The 18,142-nt window shown below is 35.2% G+C and carries 21 protein-coding genes; 11 read left to right on the forward strand and 10 right to left on the reverse strand.

Annotated features, from left to right (window positions below; translation table 11 throughout):
• Window positions 1-48: 48 nt before the first annotated feature.
• From ACYSNU_RS15745 to ACYSNU_RS15765, 5 genes are all read right to left on the reverse strand, one after another.
• Window positions 49-249 (reverse strand): hypothetical protein, encoded by a 201-nt coding sequence (locus ACYSNU_RS15745; RefSeq protein WP_461738123.1) that lies wholly within the window; start codon window positions 247-249, stop codon window positions 49-51.
• Between the two features lie 127 nt (window positions 250-376).
• Window positions 377-724: a hypothetical protein gene (locus ACYSNU_RS15750; protein ID WP_461738124.1), complete on the reverse strand. Its 348-nt coding sequence runs from the start codon at window positions 722-724 to the stop codon at window positions 377-379.
• 668 nt (window positions 725-1,392) lie between these two features.
• The gene (locus ACYSNU_RS15755) at window positions 1,393-2,019 is read right to left on the reverse strand and encodes an HAD family hydrolase (protein ID WP_461738125.1); all 627 of its coding nucleotides are present in this window, start codon (window positions 2,017-2,019) and stop codon (window positions 1,393-1,395) included.
• Between the two features lie 32 nt (window positions 2,020-2,051).
• A complete protein-coding gene (locus tag ACYSNU_RS15760) occupies window positions 2,052-2,441 on the reverse strand; it encodes a cytidine deaminase family protein (protein ID WP_461738126.1) in 390 nt (129 codons plus the stop codon).
• 144 nt (window positions 2,442-2,585) lie between these two features.
• Window positions 2,586-2,912, reverse strand: a complete 327-nt coding sequence (locus tag ACYSNU_RS15765; protein ID WP_461738127.1) for a MazG nucleotide pyrophosphohydrolase domain-containing protein — start codon at window positions 2,910-2,912, stop codon at window positions 2,586-2,588.
• A 761-nt stretch (window positions 2,913-3,673) separates the two neighbouring features.
• Here ACYSNU_RS15765 and ACYSNU_RS15770 point away from each other — a divergent pair.
• The 5 genes from ACYSNU_RS15770 (at window position 3,674) to ACYSNU_RS15790 (ending at window position 8,454) form a co-directional block, all read left to right on the forward strand.
• Window positions 3,674-4,084 carry a helix-turn-helix transcriptional regulator gene (locus ACYSNU_RS15770; RefSeq protein ID WP_461738128.1) on the forward strand — a complete coding sequence of 137 codons (411 nt, stop codon included), beginning with the start codon at window positions 3,674-3,676 and terminating at the stop codon, window positions 4,082-4,084.
• A 419-nt stretch (window positions 4,085-4,503) separates the two neighbouring features.
• A complete protein-coding gene (locus tag ACYSNU_RS15775) occupies window positions 4,504-6,246 on the forward strand; it encodes a hypothetical protein (RefSeq protein WP_461738129.1) in 1,743 nt (580 codons plus the stop codon).
• A 388-nt stretch (window positions 6,247-6,634) separates the two neighbouring features.
• Window positions 6,635-6,865 (forward strand): hypothetical protein, encoded by a 231-nt coding sequence (locus tag ACYSNU_RS15780; protein WP_461738130.1) that lies wholly within the window; start codon window positions 6,635-6,637, stop codon window positions 6,863-6,865.
• Between the two features lie 151 nt (window positions 6,866-7,016).
• Window positions 7,017-7,373 carry a helix-turn-helix domain-containing protein gene (locus ACYSNU_RS15785; RefSeq protein ID WP_461738131.1) on the forward strand — a complete coding sequence of 119 codons (357 nt, stop codon included), beginning with the start codon at window positions 7,017-7,019 and terminating at the stop codon, window positions 7,371-7,373.
• Between the two features lie 541 nt (window positions 7,374-7,914).
• Window positions 7,915-8,454, forward strand: a complete 540-nt coding sequence (locus ACYSNU_RS15790) for a GNAT family N-acetyltransferase (RefSeq protein ID WP_461738132.1) — start codon at window positions 7,915-7,917, stop codon at window positions 8,452-8,454.
• Between the two features lie 261 nt (window positions 8,455-8,715).
• Here ACYSNU_RS15790 and ACYSNU_RS15795 read toward each other — a convergent pair whose 3' ends face one another.
• Window positions 8,716-9,342 carry a sugar O-acetyltransferase gene (locus ACYSNU_RS15795; protein ID WP_461738188.1) on the reverse strand — a complete coding sequence of 209 codons (627 nt, stop codon included), beginning with the start codon at window positions 9,340-9,342 and terminating at the stop codon, window positions 8,716-8,718.
• Window positions 9,343-9,440: 98 nt separating this feature from the next.
• Entirely contained in the window at window positions 9,441-9,818 is a 378-nt protein-coding gene (locus tag ACYSNU_RS15800) for a VOC family protein (protein ID WP_461738133.1), read from the reverse strand.
• Between the two features lie 94 nt (window positions 9,819-9,912).
• Here ACYSNU_RS15800 and ACYSNU_RS15805 point away from each other — a divergent pair, with 94 nt between their 5' ends.
• Complete coding sequence (locus ACYSNU_RS15805; protein ID WP_461738134.1) at window positions 9,913-10,869, forward strand: LacI family DNA-binding transcriptional regulator; 957 nt, start codon at window positions 9,913-9,915, stop codon at window positions 10,867-10,869.
• 591 nt (window positions 10,870-11,460) lie between these two features.
• Here the strand turns inward: ACYSNU_RS15805 and ACYSNU_RS15810 are convergent.
• The gene (locus tag ACYSNU_RS15810) at window positions 11,461-12,369 is read right to left on the reverse strand and encodes a LysR family transcriptional regulator (protein ID WP_461738135.1); all 909 of its coding nucleotides are present in this window, start codon (window positions 12,367-12,369) and stop codon (window positions 11,461-11,463) included.
• 122 nt (window positions 12,370-12,491) lie between these two features.
• Between ACYSNU_RS15810 and ACYSNU_RS15815 the strand changes: the two genes are divergently transcribed.
• Genes ACYSNU_RS15815 through ACYSNU_RS15825 form a run of 3 tightly spaced genes read left to right on the forward strand, consistent with a single transcriptional unit; the run spans window position 12,492 to window position 14,882 of the window.
• A complete protein-coding gene (locus ACYSNU_RS15815; RefSeq protein ID WP_461738136.1) occupies window positions 12,492-13,475 on the forward strand; it encodes an oxidoreductase in 984 nt (327 codons plus the stop codon).
• A 6-nt stretch (window positions 13,476-13,481) separates the two neighbouring features.
• Complete coding sequence (locus ACYSNU_RS15820; RefSeq protein WP_461738137.1) at window positions 13,482-13,883, forward strand: nuclear transport factor 2 family protein; 402 nt, start codon at window positions 13,482-13,484, stop codon at window positions 13,881-13,883.
• A 21-nt stretch (window positions 13,884-13,904) separates the two neighbouring features.
• A complete protein-coding gene (locus ACYSNU_RS15825; protein WP_461738138.1) occupies window positions 13,905-14,882 on the forward strand; it encodes an aldo/keto reductase in 978 nt (325 codons plus the stop codon).
• Between the two features lie 522 nt (window positions 14,883-15,404).
• On the opposite strand, the gene ACYSNU_RS15830 is transcribed toward ACYSNU_RS15825, so the two are convergent.
• Window positions 15,405-16,208 carry an acyl-CoA thioester hydrolase/BAAT C-terminal domain-containing protein gene (locus tag ACYSNU_RS15830; RefSeq protein WP_461738139.1) on the reverse strand — a complete coding sequence of 268 codons (804 nt, stop codon included), beginning with the start codon at window positions 16,206-16,208 and terminating at the stop codon, window positions 15,405-15,407.
• Window positions 16,209-16,360: 152 nt separating this feature from the next.
• Between ACYSNU_RS15830 and ACYSNU_RS15835 the strand changes: the two genes are divergently transcribed.
• Together ACYSNU_RS15835 and ACYSNU_RS15840 are read left to right on the forward strand one after the other, a co-directional pair.
• Complete coding sequence (locus ACYSNU_RS15835; RefSeq protein ID WP_461738140.1) at window positions 16,361-16,933, forward strand: TetR/AcrR family transcriptional regulator; 573 nt, start codon at window positions 16,361-16,363, stop codon at window positions 16,931-16,933.
• On the forward strand, window positions 16,926-17,513 hold the full coding sequence (locus ACYSNU_RS15840) for an NAD(P)H-dependent oxidoreductase (RefSeq protein WP_461738141.1): 588 nt from the start codon (window positions 16,926-16,928) through the stop codon (window positions 17,511-17,513). The genes ACYSNU_RS15835 and ACYSNU_RS15840 overlap by 8 nt, the downstream gene beginning before the upstream one ends.
• 29 nt (window positions 17,514-17,542) lie before the next feature.
• On the opposite strand, the gene ACYSNU_RS15845 is transcribed toward ACYSNU_RS15840, so the two are convergent.
• Window positions 17,543-18,142 (reverse strand): response regulator, encoded by a 600-nt coding sequence (locus ACYSNU_RS15845; RefSeq protein WP_461738142.1) that lies wholly within the window; start codon window positions 18,140-18,142, stop codon window positions 17,543-17,545.

Here is an 18,142-nt window from a genome sequence, read left to right on the forward strand (position 1 = left end):
CGAAAGGACAATCATAACAGTTTCCCAACTTTCAACACGTTTAAATAGTTAGCTAAGGGTTACCGAGTACCATTTAAACGTAGGGTATTTCTGCTTAATAATTTGAAATTCCTCAGCAAAATTATCTTTTGCTAAATAAGCATTGACTAGGGCTGAGCCCAGATAATCCAGCCGGTCCATTTCGGTGACAAAATATGCTTCTGTCATCCCATCTAAAGACATTAAGTTTATTTTTTCCTCTGATTTCATAACAACCCACTCCTCACTTAGCTTATAAAAACTTTCTCTTGCTGAGTTGAATGCAAATTTTGCCGCTTAAAATTTTATCCCGGATCAATTTTTGCGATAATCAGCGGGATAGCTTTCACAAAACTCCTTACCTCACTCCAAATATATTTTTAAAAAGTAACTCATAGCCCAAGAAACCGTTGACCAACTTAGGATTCAACCTTAAAACTTCTAAGTAGAGCTGTTGAGTTGGCTCGCTGACGGCCCTTTTGAGAACTAGCGGGTAAGCTGTTCTAGCAAAATTCAGGCTAGCCCGTTCATAATACAGCTTTTTATTCAGCAAATCGTTTTTAAAGTTTACCAGCAACTCATGCTCTTCTTCACTGATTGCGGAATCGTTGGCCGACAAAACAGCATCGACTTTACTTAATAAATGGCGGACAACTTTTCTTGGAAAATATCTGCTAAATGGTGTATTGAACGTTTCTTTTTTCATGATTTTTCCTCTTTTCAATTTGGTGCCTGAAAGTTTTCAACATAGCAATTGTCAGTTTAGTAGAACAGGTTTGTCTCCGCAGACCTAGAGAAAGTTCGGTTGCAGTTGCCGTCTGTAAAACTGCTGCAGATTGAGCGAATGAAAATTTACAGAATATTTTTTTAGATAATTTTATTCGTAAGTAAGTTCCTTATTTGTTCTGCTAGACCTATGTTTTTTTCAGTTAACTTGATAAGATCATTCTAGCACCATGTTGCCAAGAAAAATCTAACATTTCAGTAAGATTAGTCACATTGGTTAGGTTAAATATCGTGAAGTTAGATAAGAAGGGTGAGACATTAGGTAATGGAGACCATTCCAAAATAACAGAAAAATATTACATGCGAAATTGAATTTTTTTGTAAAAATTAAGGGATGTTAGCTGAATGATGGATGTTTTTTTACGCGGGGAGTTGCCACGTAGTAAACTGGAGGGAACTTTCCGCATTTAATCAGCAGAAATAGCCTTAGAAATCTGGGTTTTCTAAGGCTAAGAGTATATTTACTTGGTTTGAGAAGTTTGCTTTGTGCAAGGTAGATTTTAATTAAGAGATTGCTTCACTAAGTTTTGCTATAAAAAATGGGGAATAAATTTTTCGAGTTTTTCAAAGTCGGTTGTAACAACTGGCTTAGATAATAGTCAGCAGCTCTGCAGGTGTACTTAAAGAAAAATCAGCTTCTTTGAAGAGCTCTTTGTCCAGCGTTCCCCACTCCGCCAAGGCAAATTTTGTGCCGGCAGCTTGCGCGCAGGCACTATCCTGTGGCGAATCTCCAACAAAAAGAGTTTGCTTCTTTTTAGAACCCAACAGGTTAAGCGCCTTTAGAATTGGTTCAGGATGAGGCTTGTGGAAAGTTGTATCCGTTGCAGTCATTACACAATCAAAATAAGGCAATAGTCCAAATTGTTCAAACTCAGTAGCAATTCCGGCCTGGGTTTTTGAAGTGACAATGCCCAATTTAACGCCTTTTTTATGCAACGACTTGATGGCCTCAGTAATGCCAGGAAAAACAGTGATTTCTGAGAGATAATTTAAAACATTTGCACTCCATTTTTCATGTAGTACAACTATTTCCTGCGGGCTCGTTGTGAACTTTTCTAAGGCTTGACGCCCGGGAATCCCCAAAATATACTGCAAATCCTCAAAGGAAACCTCTAGCTGTTTTTCATTTTTCAAAATTTCCTGTAAGGATTTTCGCATCACATAAGAGGTGTCAATTAAAGTACCATCCACATCAAATAAAATTGTTGTAATCATTTGCTGCCCCCTTTGTTATGTTTGGATTTATTTTACGCCCAATAATCCGGAATAAGCTCAGCCAAGGTAATCGTTTTAAGCGGGTTCAAGCTAGTCAACACTTCCATTTGGCGGTTTTGGCCGCCTAATTGCATCATAAATTCACGGCAAACACCACAGGGCATGATGACCTCAGTCCCTTTAACGGCAACTACTTTTGTGATTGACGTTTCCCCATCAGTCAGCATAGTGCCAATCGCATTGCGTTCAGCGCAGTAACCAATTGAGCAAGCCGTATCAAGCGAAATCCCCGTATATATTTTTCCCGTATCTGTCAAAACCGCAGCTGCAACACTGCCGGCATACATAAATTCAGAGACTTCCCGCTCCTTGCAGACAGCGATAGCGTGTTCGTATAAATCCTGCCAACTATTTTTTTCCATAGTATATGTTCCTCCAACTATTGTTTTTCTTAAACTAGATGGTCTAATTTAGGAATAAATTCATTGTACCAATCCAACCTTCATAATAATACGATTGTTTTTTTATTGATTACCTAAGGATATGGGTTCGGTCATCCAACTCTTTTATACAGAGTTACCAGAAAGATACTCTGAAAGGTTGGGGGATTGATTATATCTACGTGATCCTTCTTTGTCTTTTTCTATAATGGCTTTTTCTAAATCAATATTATTAAGAGCAGCAATAGCAAATGTGTAATGAATAACATCAACTAATTCATTTGCTAAAGAGTTATCCAGCGGCTTCTTTTTTCGGCCTTGAATCTGATTTAAAACTTCAGCAACTTCACCAATTTCCTCAACCAGTTTCATAAAAAGACTTTCTGTTATACCTGTGTCCTTGTATTTGAGTGCTGAATAATCCTCTAATTTTTTTATCGTCAATTCATTCATATTGAACCCCATTTTTAGTTTTATTAATAGTGTAGCACGCAAAATAAATAAAACATTAAAAAATATTGTGTAATAGGCTATTTCATAAAATGTAGACTAGGTAATTAAGATGCCAGAACAATGTTTGGAGGTGTATTTGGTGGGAAAGATGCTTGATTCAGTGGTTTAGCTAGTAGATACAGGGATTACTGATTTTGTTAACAGAAACATTTAGTGAAACGAAACCTCATTAAATTGCCTTTTATAAATTAATTAGCCTAAGAGCTAGAAATTGTTTAATTCGTGAGTAGATAGACTCAGAGGTTAAGTGGAATAGACATATATCTAGCATTTTTGATAATTTATTCTGTTCGGCTCACTCTAAGCTTTTTGCTTCTTCATCAAGTAGCTTCGTTAATGCCGATCGTTCTAACAACAACTACTACGATTGAATCAATATGATTAAGTTTTGACTCTGATAATTACGCTCACTCAGCACCTATTGTAAATAACATTGTCGCTCTAAAATCATAACTCATGACTTCCTTTTTTTAAAAAAAATTCCTCCACTTACTTGGGGATTAAATACCAACGTCTTTAAATATTATTTTAAAGAAAATTCCTCAGTAAGATATTTACCATCGAATTAAGCTTGATATATAAAGGTCTGTAAATTTTTTCTAGTTACTGTAGAATAAAAAAAGGAAATATTTTTCCTGGTTTTTGAAATATATTGGATGGAAAATGGGTTTAAGGATGTATTATCATGGGGGACGAATAATATGAATATTCATAACGTGTTAAAAGAAAAGAGAAAAGAATTTTCACTTACTCAAGAGGAACTAGCTGAAAAAATATCAGTATCACCAAAAACTATATCCAATTGGGAAAACGGAAAAACGAATCCGGATTTGGAAAGTCTCATTCTACTAGCCCAATTATTTCACTTATCTTTAGATAACTTATTATTGGGTGATTCCCAAACAGTCGCTGAAATGAATAAGGATTTAAAAAAAGGCAGAAAAATCTTGAAAATTATTGTTACTTCTATATTAGTGACGATATCTGCTTTTTCGATTGGGCTTCTGATATATGAAGAAAGCACTAAACACTATCGACAAGCCTATGAGGAACATGTTCGCAATCAGTATACAGGGGATAGTGTAAATGATGAATCGGCAAGTAGTTACTAGGAAACGAAGGCGACATTTAATTGAATCTTGATGGGAGTAAACAGCCTGCCTGACGAAAGTTTGGCAGATGCTTACTTTTGAAGATTCTCATCCGAAAGTCGTTCAGGTACTGAACGACTAAGATGATTAACTATGTATCCAAAACTTTTCAGATAAATTTTTTAAGTTGTTTAAATATGATTTGATTGAATCAATAAAATTAGATAAACCAGAGGTCTGAGTGGAGGAACTCTGAGGGGATATACCGACCTTTGATAGCTAAGGTTAACTAAAATTTCCTTTTATCTAAATGCAAGGAGCGCTGTAACCAATTTGCACAAAGCTCTTTTTTTGATTCATTTAAATGCTTTTTATACGACGAAGGTTTATCTAGATGAGGATAAATAGCTGAAAAATCATTCTTATAAGAGGTGAGGATAATGTATTCGAGATTTAAAAAAACTATATACTCAAAATTGAAGTCACATCCAGTGATTTTTCTAGTGCTAATCACGCTTGTCTTGCTCTTACCACAACTAGTATCGCAAAATATGATTAGCGGTTCAGATTCAGTCTTTCACTTCAATCGCTTCTACGATGCAGCAATGCAAATCAAAGAAGGCAATTACCAGCCATTTATTAGTTTATATGGCTTTCAGCAATCAGGCAGAATTGTCAATGCTGTGTATAGCCCTTATCTAGCTTATTTAATGGGTGGAATATTGCTATTATCACAAACGTGGTTTAATTTTCAAGTGGTCTCCAATTTAGTACTCTATTTAGTTTCAGGGTTCTCCATGTATTATTTATTAAGGCGATTAGAAGTACGTATACCAATCAGAGTAACCATTTCCTGTGTTTATTTAACGACCTTTGCCGTTCAATATTGGATTACTAGACAGGGATTTAGTAGTTGGGGAGCCGCAATCTTACCTCTTTGTCTGATCCCCATAATAAAAATGGTTAACGATTACGATATCAATGTCTTGGAATTAGGTTTTTTTACGGCATTGATGTTCCAGGTTCATTTTTTATCGACGCTTTTTCTAATGATGATTTATGTGCCATTTTTTATATATGCCTTTGTTCATACTCGAGAAAAATTCAAAATGGTTGGTAAGACTATTGTTTCAATTATCATTTTCTTTTTATTGACACTTAATTTGTGGGGAAATCTGTGGCAATTATACTCAAACAATCAAATTCTAGCGCCGTTTATTAATTACAACATGGCAGAGGCTACTATTACTTATCAAAGTTTCTATTGCCTATTTACACCTTTCTTTCTTTTTTTCATCATGATAACGACGATAAGAATTTTCTTCAAATTTAGAACCAGCCTGACCCCATTTCTTAGAATTACAATATTGACAGGAATTGTTTTCTTAGTTTTGTCTTCGAATCTAATCCCTTGGACTTTTCTGTTAAGTGAAAATGTAAAAATTGCCCAATTAATTCAATTTCCATTTCGATTTGTCATACCAGCAATTGTCTTGTTTTTGCTGGCTGTGGGATTACTTTTAAATAATTATGACTTCAAAGAATTAAAAATATTTAGTATTTCTAAAATGATAGGTTTCGCTGTTTTGCAAACCTTAATCTTGCAGATTGTCTTATTGACAACTTGGTCAAAACCTGAAGACTATATCTTCTCTGTAACCAATACATACCTTACTGCTGATTCCCCTCAGGAAATAAAAGAGTCATTTTATAGTAAAGATCTTAGCCTTGCGTTAACCTACATTCAAAAATCGACGCCGGATTATTTACCCGTGTACGAAAATTATGAAGCAACAAAATACAAGTTGTATAAAGCGCAAGTCATAGATTCGGAGGAGTATTTTGGAAAAGAAATAAAAAAAGATAAATTATTGGTTAAATGGGTAGGGGAGGATAGTGAACGTACCATGGTTCCGATTGTGGGCTATAAAAATACGAGCTTAATTCTTAATGGCGAACGCTTGACTGCAGATGAGGTTCAGCATAGTCAGATTGGAATTATCAAAGTGTTACAGCAGAAGGGACCCAATGTTCTTGAGGTTTCTTATACTACGCCAAAGTTTGTTACAATTTCTATCTTTTTACCGCCAGCTGTTATTGTATGTTGTCTTATTTTTTTATTATCCAAAAAAATATTTTATAAAGTGCCGGCTAGCTATACGAGAGGTTTAATTAATAATTGAAATTACTAGTAAAATACATGAATACCAGCATAAAAGCGATTTGAAAACTAGTAAATCCAAAAAATTCATGGTTAATCAGAGTTAATTTTTGCTACCATCTTGAATTGTTTTTTATGATTTTTTCATAGGAGTAATATGTCAAATTTCCACACTAATTTTCTCCAGTTAGTAGCGCTTCTTGAAACATATTTCAAAGTATTAATGACTTATCCCAACAAAGTACCCCAAATGAAACACTTTTCCTTTTTACTCCTTGGCCACTAGTCTATCTTAGTGGCCTTTTCTTTGTAGGTTAGATAAATCACGTTATGCAAAGTAAATTAAGTAAATTAATTATTAGGTTAGTGTGATATATTTTGAATATAAAAAAATGAAAGGATTCTAGATTATGAATAACTTAGAAAAACGTATACGAGAGTTGGAGATGACTAACATTGGCTTGCAATTTCAAATTGCTTGCTTAGTGGACAAAAACAACCTAACCTTTGAAGAAATGAAATGTTATGCTCGGAAATGCCTTGAAAAAATGCCAAAAGAAGAAACTAATTCTGATTATGAAGTTTACTTAAAAGGCGTTTTAATGGGAGAGTTTCAACTAGATGACGAGGATAAGTGGTAGATATAAAACTCCTTATACAAAGTAAAAAATCGGAGTAAAAATGCTAATGTTTTAACTTACGTCAAATACATTGGATATCATATATAAAGATATTTGGCTGAAATAACGCTGTAAGTCATATATGATAGGTATAAATAAAAGGGGGCTGTTTATGGAACTAGCAGCTAAATTGAAATTACAGCGAGAAAAACGAAATCTTTCTCAAGAAGAAGTAGCAAGAAACATTAAAGTATCTAGGCAAACTATTTCAAATTGGGAGACTGGAAAAACTTTGCCAGACATTAACAGTCTAATTCTTGTCAGCAATCTTTACGAAACATCCTTAGATTTTATGCTAAAAGGAGACGAAGAATACATGAACAAAATTGAAAAGGATACTCAGGATTTAGTTCATCTTCAAAAAACAGTGAATGTATTGAAAATAATTGGACTATGCTGCTTCATTCTAGCATTTTTTTATCTTATGGGACATGCAATTGGTGAAGCTATTGGCTATCTCAATAATTAGTTCTTCGGATAGTCATATCCCAAATTTTGTTATTGAGTGCTTAGTTCACATAGTGACCATTAGATAAACTAGCCCGCCTGACCAACGTCTAGCGGGCTTTTGCTTGTGAAAAAGGACGTTTGATTGATTGGTCTAAATAATAGATGCTTGGTATTACTGACTTTGTAAGCAAGAACAATTAGTGACATAAAATTTTCAGCAAAAAGCTAGGTGTAATTTAATTAATTTGGTGCAGTTAGATACAATCTAAGGTAGAAGTAGACAAACTCAGGGTTTAGTGGATTCAGTAGTCAAGTTTGGTTAATTATTACCTTTTAAGTTTACTGGAACTGGTAATTTTACTTTGCTACAATAATGATTGAAGAACACCAATTTTTTGGAAGGAAAAAATGGCATTTGTTCAATGGGATAGAATAGAAATTTATAATTAAATTTGCAAGACACTTGATTATTGGTTGAATAGTATGGTGATAAGAAATAGAAACGAATACATTATGTATTTATCTTGAGAATGGATAGTTTAACAGAAATGGAGAATCGTATGGAAATTGAAACTGGGCGATTATTGTTAAGAGAGCATGCACTGGAAGATTACGAAAGGTTTTGGCAGATGATGATTGACCCGATAGCAAAAAAATATACAGGTGGTATAACCACACTGAGCTACGAGGAAAGAAAGAAGAAATTTCAAAATGATTTGGAAACTGGCAATGAAAGTGACGAACTTGAACTTGCAGTGATTGAAAAAAATTCAGGGAAATACTTAGGTTATTGTGGTGTTAGAAGAATGAAAAGTAGTGATAACTATGAATTTCTCTACGGATATTGTCAAGATAGCTGGGGGCGTGGTTATGCAACAGAAGCTGGCAAAGCTTTTTTGGACTATATGTTCAAGCACTTTAACCAAATCAGCCATTTTGCAACCTCTGACCTAAATAATACGGCCTCCGTAAAAGTACTTAAAAAATTAGGTTTCAAAAGAATGAAAAGGCTAGAAGAGTTAGACTATATTGTTGATTTATATATCCTTGAAAAAGAATGCTTTATTTCGGATGGAGAAATATATAGTTTTCCAAAATAGTGAAGTAAGGCGACTAAATGAAAGTGAAATCAGTCAATATTTATCTTCAATTGAATCCACTAACGACGGATTTCATCTACTCATAAAAATTACTATCCACCAAGACAATTCTTGGTGGATTATTTGTTTATTCTTGTGTATCAAAAACGATAGTTTATGAGATGGATTTCTGAAGGATCACATAAATCACGTTATACCAAGTAAAAAGCTGGCCAAAAAAATCTGGACAGCTTTTTCGGATCATTAAGATTTGTTGTTTCTTCATTTTTGATTTTTACCTGAATTATACTCACACATTTTTTTCTGCCATTTATCTTTATCTCGTTGATCAATCAATCGGATAAATTTAGCCGGATTGCCACCAACAATAGAATCGGCTGGAACATTTTTAGTAACTACAGAGCCGCCAGCAACGATTGAATTTTTGCCAATAGTAATTCCAGGTAAAATTACTGAATTTCCACCAATCCAAACATTATCCTCGATGATTATGGGTAAGCCAAATTCAAGATCCGTTGCTCGAATTTCAGGGTCAGTCGGGTGTCCTGCTGTATAGAAACTGACACGTGGACCGACTAATACATTATCACCGATGATAATTTTATTAACATCTAGAAAAATACAGTCCATATTTGCATAAAAATTATTTCCAATTTCGATATGTCGTCCATAATCAACATATAGTGGTGGATTGACATAGATTGAAGCTCCGGTTTTACCAAATAATTTTTTTTCAAGAGTTACTATTTCTTCATAGTTACCGATAGGCAAAGAATTAATCTCTTGAGCTAATTTTTTACCTAAGGATGAATTATTTTCAGGAAGAATCCCGTAAGCATTATAAAGTTCGCCTGCAAGCATTTGTTCATAATCAAAGTCTTTTTCTATTTTAATCACACCATTTCAAATCTTATTATGTTTCTGGCAGTTTAAATATTAAGTAAGGTACCTATAATTCTATATTGAAAACTTAACACTTGTTGAGCTTATGCAGTCAACTCTATTAAGTTCCCTTCGGGATCACTTACCACAGCTTCGTAATAACCGTCACCAGTCCAACGGGGTCCATTCGTTATTTCAAAACCATCTGATAGAAATTGTTTTGCCATTTCATCCACAACGGCTGGTGGGCCAACTTTAATTGCTAGATGAGCAAAACCATAAGCAAAATTATTTAACTCGGATAAACCGGATTTGTTTTGGATTTCTAATCTAGCACCGTTTGAGAAGCTTAGAAAATAAGAGCGAAATCCTGTTTTAGGATTATGGTAAAGTTCAGATGCACTTGCTTTAAAATACTCACAATAAAAATTTTTCATTTTTTCTAAATCTTTTACCCAAAGGCCAATGTGTTCAATTTCCATACTCAATTACCTTCCTTTTTCTTTAATAAATCGGTATCATGAAGTAAGTATAAATGCTGGAACGCGTTTCTTGTCAAGGAGTGAAAACAAAACCATGCCCACTATTTCAGATATTGCGAAAATTGCTGGAGTTTCTAAAACTACGGTATCTCGAGTGTTGAATTCCAAAAAATATGTATCTCTTGAATTACAAGAGAGAGTTCGAACCGTTGCAGATCAGCTAGGTTATATCCCCAATGGAAATGCGATTAATCTTAGTACCGGTAAGACCAATATGTTGGGAATTATTTTACCAGTTAATGATTATTGCTACGATGAATTGGTCAACTCGATCTTACACCATGCTAAAGAAAAAAATTATCGTATAATGCTTTTACCAACTTATTATGAAACCATAGCAGAGGAATCCTATTTTGAATTATTTAAGAAGAAAATTGTTGACGGTCTGGTTCTCACTTCAACGAATACGCCAGAGAAAATACTCAACAATTTAAAAGACTATGGTAAAGTAATCTCAGTTGAAAAACTCAAAGATTCAGCTATTCCAATGATATATCCTGATAGAAAAGCAGGTTATCAAGCTGTTTTTAGAGAAATAAAGAGTAAGAACTTGTCAGAAGTTATTTTTACTATTGAGAGAGAGCCTACACTGAGTAGAAGCTCTCGAAATAAAATTCAAGTCTTCAAAGAATACTTTGAAACGCCGGTGGAGAATCAAGATTATTTTATTGGATTGAAAAGTTATGATGACGGCTATACTTGGGCTAAACAACTTTTTCGAACAAGACAAGTGCCTCAAGTTATTTACACAACAGCAGATCAAATAGCAGCTGGAATTGCAAAAGCATTGCAGGAACAAAATATCTATCATATGCAAGATTATCAACTAGTTGGTGAGGGCAACACTCCATATAGCCAAAGTATGGGATTTTCTTCTCTTGATTTTCAGTTAAATAAAATTGGTAAAGCCGTAGTTGATTTTATGCTGTCTGAACAAGAAGTTGTAAATACTGCTTATCAACCAGAAGTAATTTTTCGAAGTCATTTGTGAGAGTGTTAGTGTGTATTTTCAATGTAAAAACACCAATACTGACGAATGATGTTATGTGGAGTTGAATCATTGATTATCATCTTTCGAAAGCAGGTACTAATCAAAAGAAGAATCTGGATATTCGAATGAGTATTGAACAAATAATTTTGTTATTTAACGTCAAGTTCACATAATGACCATTAGACAAACTAGCCCGCCAGACCAACGTTTGGCGGGTGTTTGCTTGTGAAAAGGACGTTTGATTCATTGGTCTAAATAATAGATGCCTGGTATTACTGATTTTGTAAGTAAGAACAATTAGTGAAATAAAATTTTCAGCAAAAAGCTAGGTGTAATTTAATTAATCTGAAGCAACTAGATACAGTCTAAGGTAGAAGTAGACAAACTCAGGGTTTAATGGACTAAAAGATAAAGGTAATCCACTAGGTTTAACTTGTGGAATTCAGATGGAGATACAGAAATTTTAAACTTAACAACAAAGATAATCTTTAACATTTTTAGGAACTACAAGAAAAATTCAGTAAGCGAGAAAACATAAATTGATAAATGGAATATTATACTTTTTCAGTTTGAAATCAAAAAAAGCTAAAATTAACGATTTAGAAAAAATCCATTTTTTTTCATGGCTTGGGCAGTAGATATTAGAGTAGATACTTCATTGTTTAAATCCAAACTATATATAATTCCGTATGGAATAGTAATGTCTACATTGAGGTTAATAGTTTTCACCGTGGGATAAATATCCTCCCAAACATCAAGAGAAAGTAAAAGAAAATTATTTATCTCACAGGTCGTAAAAATATCTATATCATAATAGTCAACATCTATGAGGTTGATGGTTGGTACATTTTCTATTAAGAGATTTCTTACTTTATCGAATGATTCTGAATTACCCTGTCTAGACAAAATAATTGTTTCATTCTCTAAATCGCTAAAATTAATTATTTCATTGCTATATAGTCTGTGTTGAGAAGGAACCCCTATACACATTTTGGCTGATGACAATTGAAAAAAATTCCCATTATTTTTATATAAACCTGATAAGTAAACCCCTTCTTGTAAATCAAAATTAACCCCTAGATTTTCTAGTGGGTTTTTTGTTAATTCCTTTAAAGCCGTTTGTGGAATGAGTTCGATTTTTAATTTTGGATTTTGTACAATTGCTTGATTCCATATATCTGTAACATAACGACACTTCGTAAAAAATGAAGTTGCAACACGAATTATGGATTCTCTATCAGACTGAATACTCTGTGCACGTTCGATGGACATTTTAGACATACGAACGATGTTCTTTGCGTCTTCAAACAATGAGATTCCGGCAGGTGTAAGGGTGACGCCCTTAGATGACCTTTCAAAAAGTAAAACATCTATTCTTTTTTCTAAAATATTAATTTGCTGAATCAATGAGGATGGTGTGATATAAAGGGCTTTAGCTGCTTTAGAAAAGCTACCAAGTTCAGCTGCCATAATAAAAGCATCTAGTTGATTATTATACATTTTTGTCCCTCCAATATGATTTGGTATAAGGTATTTACCTTATGCAATTATCGCCTATTTAGACTTCAAATACTACCCATTTGTGATTATTATTGTTTATTGATAGGAAAGGAGCCTCATAAATGAAGAAAATTTTTGAAAGTATAGATTTGGATACTATTGAGTTAAAAAATCGATTAGTTAGATCTGCAACAGGAGAAAATCTAGCAACATCACAAGGCGGTATACCAAACGATCTTATGGGCATCTATGAAGAACTAGCTCAAGGTGGTGTTGGACTAATATTCCTTAGCTTTACGAGTGTTGCTGAGGTAGACCATTTTAATACTGGTTTATTACGATTGCATCAAGAGGCTCCATTGGATGATTATCAGGAGCTAGTTAATATGATTCATTCATATAATTGTAAAGTTATGCCTCAACTGGCTCTTGGGATTTACCAAAGAAAGATTGGAAATAATACTTATATTCCTGTCGAAATTAATGAGATGGACGTAGACGATATAAAGGAGGTTAAAACCAAATTTGTTTCAGCAGCAAAAAGAGCGTTGACCGCAGGTTTTGATGGTATCCAACTTCATGGTACTCATAATTTTGTTTTAAGTAGTTTTTTAAACCCGGCGATGAATAAACGAACAGACGAGTATGGAGGTGATATTTTTAATCGAAGCAGAATTTTTATTGAAATTATCGGAGAGATAAAAGAATTTGACCCCAATTTTCATGTGTCAATAAAGCTAAATTCAATTGATTTACCACCAACTGAATTGATGAAACTCTGTTTACTTTTAGAATCAAATGGATTGAACTCAGTTGAATATGAGGGAGTAATTTCTTATACATTTTTAGAGCTACAGGGAGCAATGAAAATCCCACTAATCTTAACAGGTGGCTTAAAGCGATATGAAGATTTGGATTTGATGCTTAACGAATATGACGTAGAAATATTCGGAATGGCTCGACCCCTGATAAGGGAACCAAATTTACCGAATCGGTGGAACGAAATAAATCATTTACCATCCGACTGTCGTCATTGTGGTCGTTGTATGACAACGTATGGTTATCGCTGTGCACTAAAAAAAGTAGATTTGACGAAAGGAAGATAATATAAAATGGTAGAAGTAGAAACTTTAAGTAAGCAACAAGAGGAAAACAAGAAAAAGATAATTGAGTTTTATAATGAAGTCATGTTAAAAGGTGACGCAAAAACAGCAGAAAAATTGATGACAAAAGACTATATTCAGCACAATCCACAGGCAGGTGATGGTAGAGATAGTTTGCTAGAACATGTAAATGATCTAAAAAATGAATTTCCAAATAGAACAGTTGATTTTAAACATTTGTTTGCTGACGGTGATTTTGTTATAACTCACATTTTATTCCAGATGAACCCAGATGATTTAGGCATTGTCGGTATGGATATTTTTAGATTTGAAGGGGAGAAAATTGCTGAACATTGGGATGTTATTCAAAAAATCCCTGAAAACTCACTGAATAGTAATACGTTATTTTAAAAAAGAGAGTAGGAATAATTATTGAAAACAAGAATGCTAAATCAATTAAGAGTTTCAGAAATAGGATATGGAGTTATGGGACTTTCTCACAGATATGGTGAAATTCCCGACGAAGATCAAAGCTTGAAGCTGCTACAAGCTGCTCTAGATTCAGGCTATACTTTTTTTGATACAGCTGAAGGCTATGGATCAGGTAAAAATGAAGTATTACTTGGTAAAGCGCTAAAAGCACATAGATCCAATGTTCAGATTGCCACCAAATTTAATATACGAACAAACGGGAAAAAGATGTCAAAAGAAGAAGTTGAAGAAGATATTCGAAAACATCTAAAAAAATCAATGGAACGACTACAGACAAACTATATTGATTTGTATTATGAACATCGAAGAAATAAAGATTTTCCAGTTGAATGGGTAGCTGAAGTGATGGGGAAATTAATTTCCGAAAAGCAAATAGGTGGCTGGGGGTTATCTCAAGTAGAAGCCATAGATATAAAAACAGGACATGAAATTACACCACTAACAGCTATTCAAAGTGAATATTCCATCATGGAAAGAATGTTTGAGGATGAAGTAATTCCTTTATGTCAAGAATTAGGAATTGGATTTGTTGCATTTGCACCTTTAGCTAGTGGATTTTTATCCGGCAAAGTTCGACAAAATACAAATTACTATGGTGATGATATACGTCGTGGTATTACACGATTTAAAGATGAAAACATTTCCTTGAATCAGCCATTACTGGATTATCTGAACCAAATTGCTGTAGAAAAAAGTGCAACTACAGCACAAGTTTCATTAGCTTGGATGCTAAAGAAGTATAATTTTGTTGTACCTATTCCTGGTACAAGAAGTGCTGAAAGAATAGTAGAAAATCAAAAAGCCACTGATATTGAGTTGTCTGATGATGAGTTCCAGAAAATTGAAACTGAATTAAAGAAATTCAAAATTTATGGAAATCGGACTGACGAAGATATTATGAATATTAGCAAAGACTAGTCGTAGGAAAGTGACTATTTCAAGAGTTAAGCCAAAATTTGTTTTATTTATCGATTATTCACAGGTTATTGTTGGACAAAGAAGCACACTAAATTAACGAAGATTAGTCCACTAACGACGGATTTCATCAACTAAGTAAAATTTTTTTCCACCAAGACAATTCTTGGTGGATTATTTGTTTTTCCTTGCGTTTCAAAAACGATAGTTTTTGGGAGAGAATAAAAAACTCAAAATTTCGCCAAAATTTCAGGCAAAACCTCTACCAAAACTTCTCTCAAAAACAACGTGCCATAAACAGCCGTTTATGAAACATAATTCGCTAGGAGAATTTCCATAATTTTGCTGTAAATCACATTACCACTATCATACTAATAGATTAAACAGCACGCCTGTATGGGGTTGAACGATTTAGTGGAGACTTATTTATTAAATGAATCCTTACCCAGCTTTAATCAGTAAAATATTCAAGTCTTGTTATGATATCAACAAAATCGCTTTACAACCTTTGTCCAAATTCTTCCCTCACAAATTGGTTCTATGCCACTGGGCTAAAGATTTTTGCATAATCTGCCAGCTTTGGTGGTCGGCGAAGAGGTCGGCTTCCCAATCAGGCCCATCATAAGTGTTATGGATAAAGCTATGCCCGGCACGGGGATAATGAAGGTGCTGAGCATCTTGCGCTCGGCTGGCAATTTTCTGAGCCATGGCAGAAGCAGGCCAGGTCTGATCGAGCCCACCGGAAAATAATAATATTTTACCAGAAAAATTTTCGACAGGAATTTGATAGTGCTCTAAAGCATGGGTTTGAGAAAGTAGTTCTTCAAAAATGGCGATGCTAGGACGTTTCCTTTTAAAATAATTTTTGAAAATAAAACTTCTTGGCATGGGGACATGAGGCAAGGCTTGGCCTTGGTAAGCCCAAGCTGACTGCAAAGCTTGGCCGGGAAAAAAGTAGTTGCTAGGGGAAATCAAGATTAGCTGCTTGATTTCAGGATAGTAGGCAGACAAAATTAGACACAACTCGGCCCCTCTCGAAAGGCCGAGGAGCGTGATGGGCGCTTGGCGCTGTGGACCTAAAAAATCCAGCACTTGTGAAAAAAAGCTGATATCGATATTGTCTAAGGTTGGGGCTAAAGCAGGTCTGCCAAAATAATAAAGGGCTAATACTTCATAGCCGTTCTCGCAAATTTTTTTGGCTAAGTCTAGGCGACAGCTGCCTTCAGAACCGCCAAAAATAATGACAGTACCAATCGATAGTTTTTCTTCGGGAGTCAGCTGATAACCGACAACTTGGCCATGATTTATTTCCTTGATAGTTATGTTCATAAGCTTGTCCTTTTCAATAGTAAATTTAATTATAGCAGAAAGTAAGTGGGGGAAATTTTTCGTTGGGGGATTCTCTTCGATTTGACAAATTTAGGTTAACGGTGTTATCGTTTTTTCGATAACAACGTTAACCTTTTTTATGGGAGGCCTTTATGGAAGATTTGCGGAAAACAGATACGAAGGAAAGAATTTTAAAACAGACCGGTTATCTTCTGCGAAAGAAGAGTTTTCAGGAAATTTCTTTGCGGGAAGTTGCGCAGGCTAGTGGGATTTCAGCGGCCAATATTTATAAACATTTTGCCAACAAAGTGGATTTGTTTCAACAGGTGCTAGATGAGCTGGCGAAGGAAATTTTACGGGAATATCAAAAAAAATTCCCTACTGAAAATAGCGGTAAGGCTGGTTTGCGGCAGTTGTCTGGATTTTTATTTCAGAAATTAGCGAGAGAGCCTTTGCAGATGGAGTTTCTATTTTTTAGTCCCTATAGTGAGCAAGTGGCAAACGATACTCAATCACAAACACTTTATACGGTGTTTCTAAAGTATGTCGAGGAGGCCCGTGGAGAATTTAATTTGGCGGAGAGTTTGTCCTCGTTGAGCGCACGACTGTGGGCCTTTTTACAGGGCTACTCATTGTTAGCCAGCCGTGGTGTGCTTATCGTGCAGCCGGAAATAATTGAACGAACCTTGTCGGACTTACTGGATGGAGGAGAGAAAGATGCCTAAAAAGCTAATCGTTTATTGTCATCCCTATGCGGGCAGTTTTAATCATGCCGTTTTAGAGAAAGTGCTGGTGGATTTAGAGGCTGCGGGGCAAGAGTATCTGTTGATTGATTTATATCAAGATCAATTTAATCCGAGCTATACAACTGAGGAATTGAGCCTGTTCAAAACAGGGGCGACTTGCGATCCGTTAGTCACCAAGTATCAGCAGATGATTCGGCAGGTGGATCAAATTTTACTGATTACACCGATCTGGTGGAATGATTTGCCGGCAATGCTGAAGGGCTTTTTCGACAAAGTCATGAAAATGACATTTGCTTATCAAGTCACTAAGACTGGTGTCAAAGGGCTGTTAGATAATATTTCCAGCTTAACAATTATCACGACGGCTACATCACCGACGTGGTATTTAAAATTTGTTTGCGGTAATCCAATAAAAAAAGTTTTTTTAGGAGCGACGGTTAAACAATTGGGCATTAAAAAAAGAAAATGGCTCAGCTTTGGTGGCATGACAAAGAGCACCGCTGACCAAAGAACAGCGATGCTCGAGAAGTTAACTATAGAAAAATTATTTCCCAATTAAGCAGACTACTCAACAGGAAAATCAAAAATCTAGAGCCAGCCATTTTCCTTTGCTTTGGCGGCAGCGTCAATGCGATTTTTAGCACCTAGTTTGCTGATAATTTCTGAAATATAATTGCGAATGGTGCCATCGGATAAATAAAGCTGGCCGGCGATGTCCTTAGAGGTTGCGCCTTGGGAAATCAAAGCTAAAATTTCCTGCTCTTTTTGGGACAAGGGATTTTTTTGATTGTTCATATAGCCGGTGATGAGGCTCGGCTCATAAAAAGTTTTGCCGGCCATCGCTGAGCGAATATGCTCGATTAATTCTTCACTGGGGGTATCTTTTAAGAGATAAGCAGCGACTTTAGTAGCGACGGCTTTTTCAAAATAGCCGTCCCGGGCAAAGGTGGTTAAAATGATGACCTTAATCGGACTGTCCTGCAATTCTGCCGCCAAATCTAATCCTGTTTTCTGGGGCATCTCGATGTCTGTCAGCAGGACATCCGGCTGATATTTGGCAAGCAGCAAGCTGGCTTCAACGCCATCTTTGGCGGTTCCCACAACCTCAATATCCTCCTCCAGATTTAAAATCATCGCCAAAGCGGAGGAGAGCACACCTTGGTCCTCGGCAATCAATACTTTAATCAT

The sequence above is a fragment of the Enterococcus sp. LJL120 genome, from assembly GCF_054871765.1.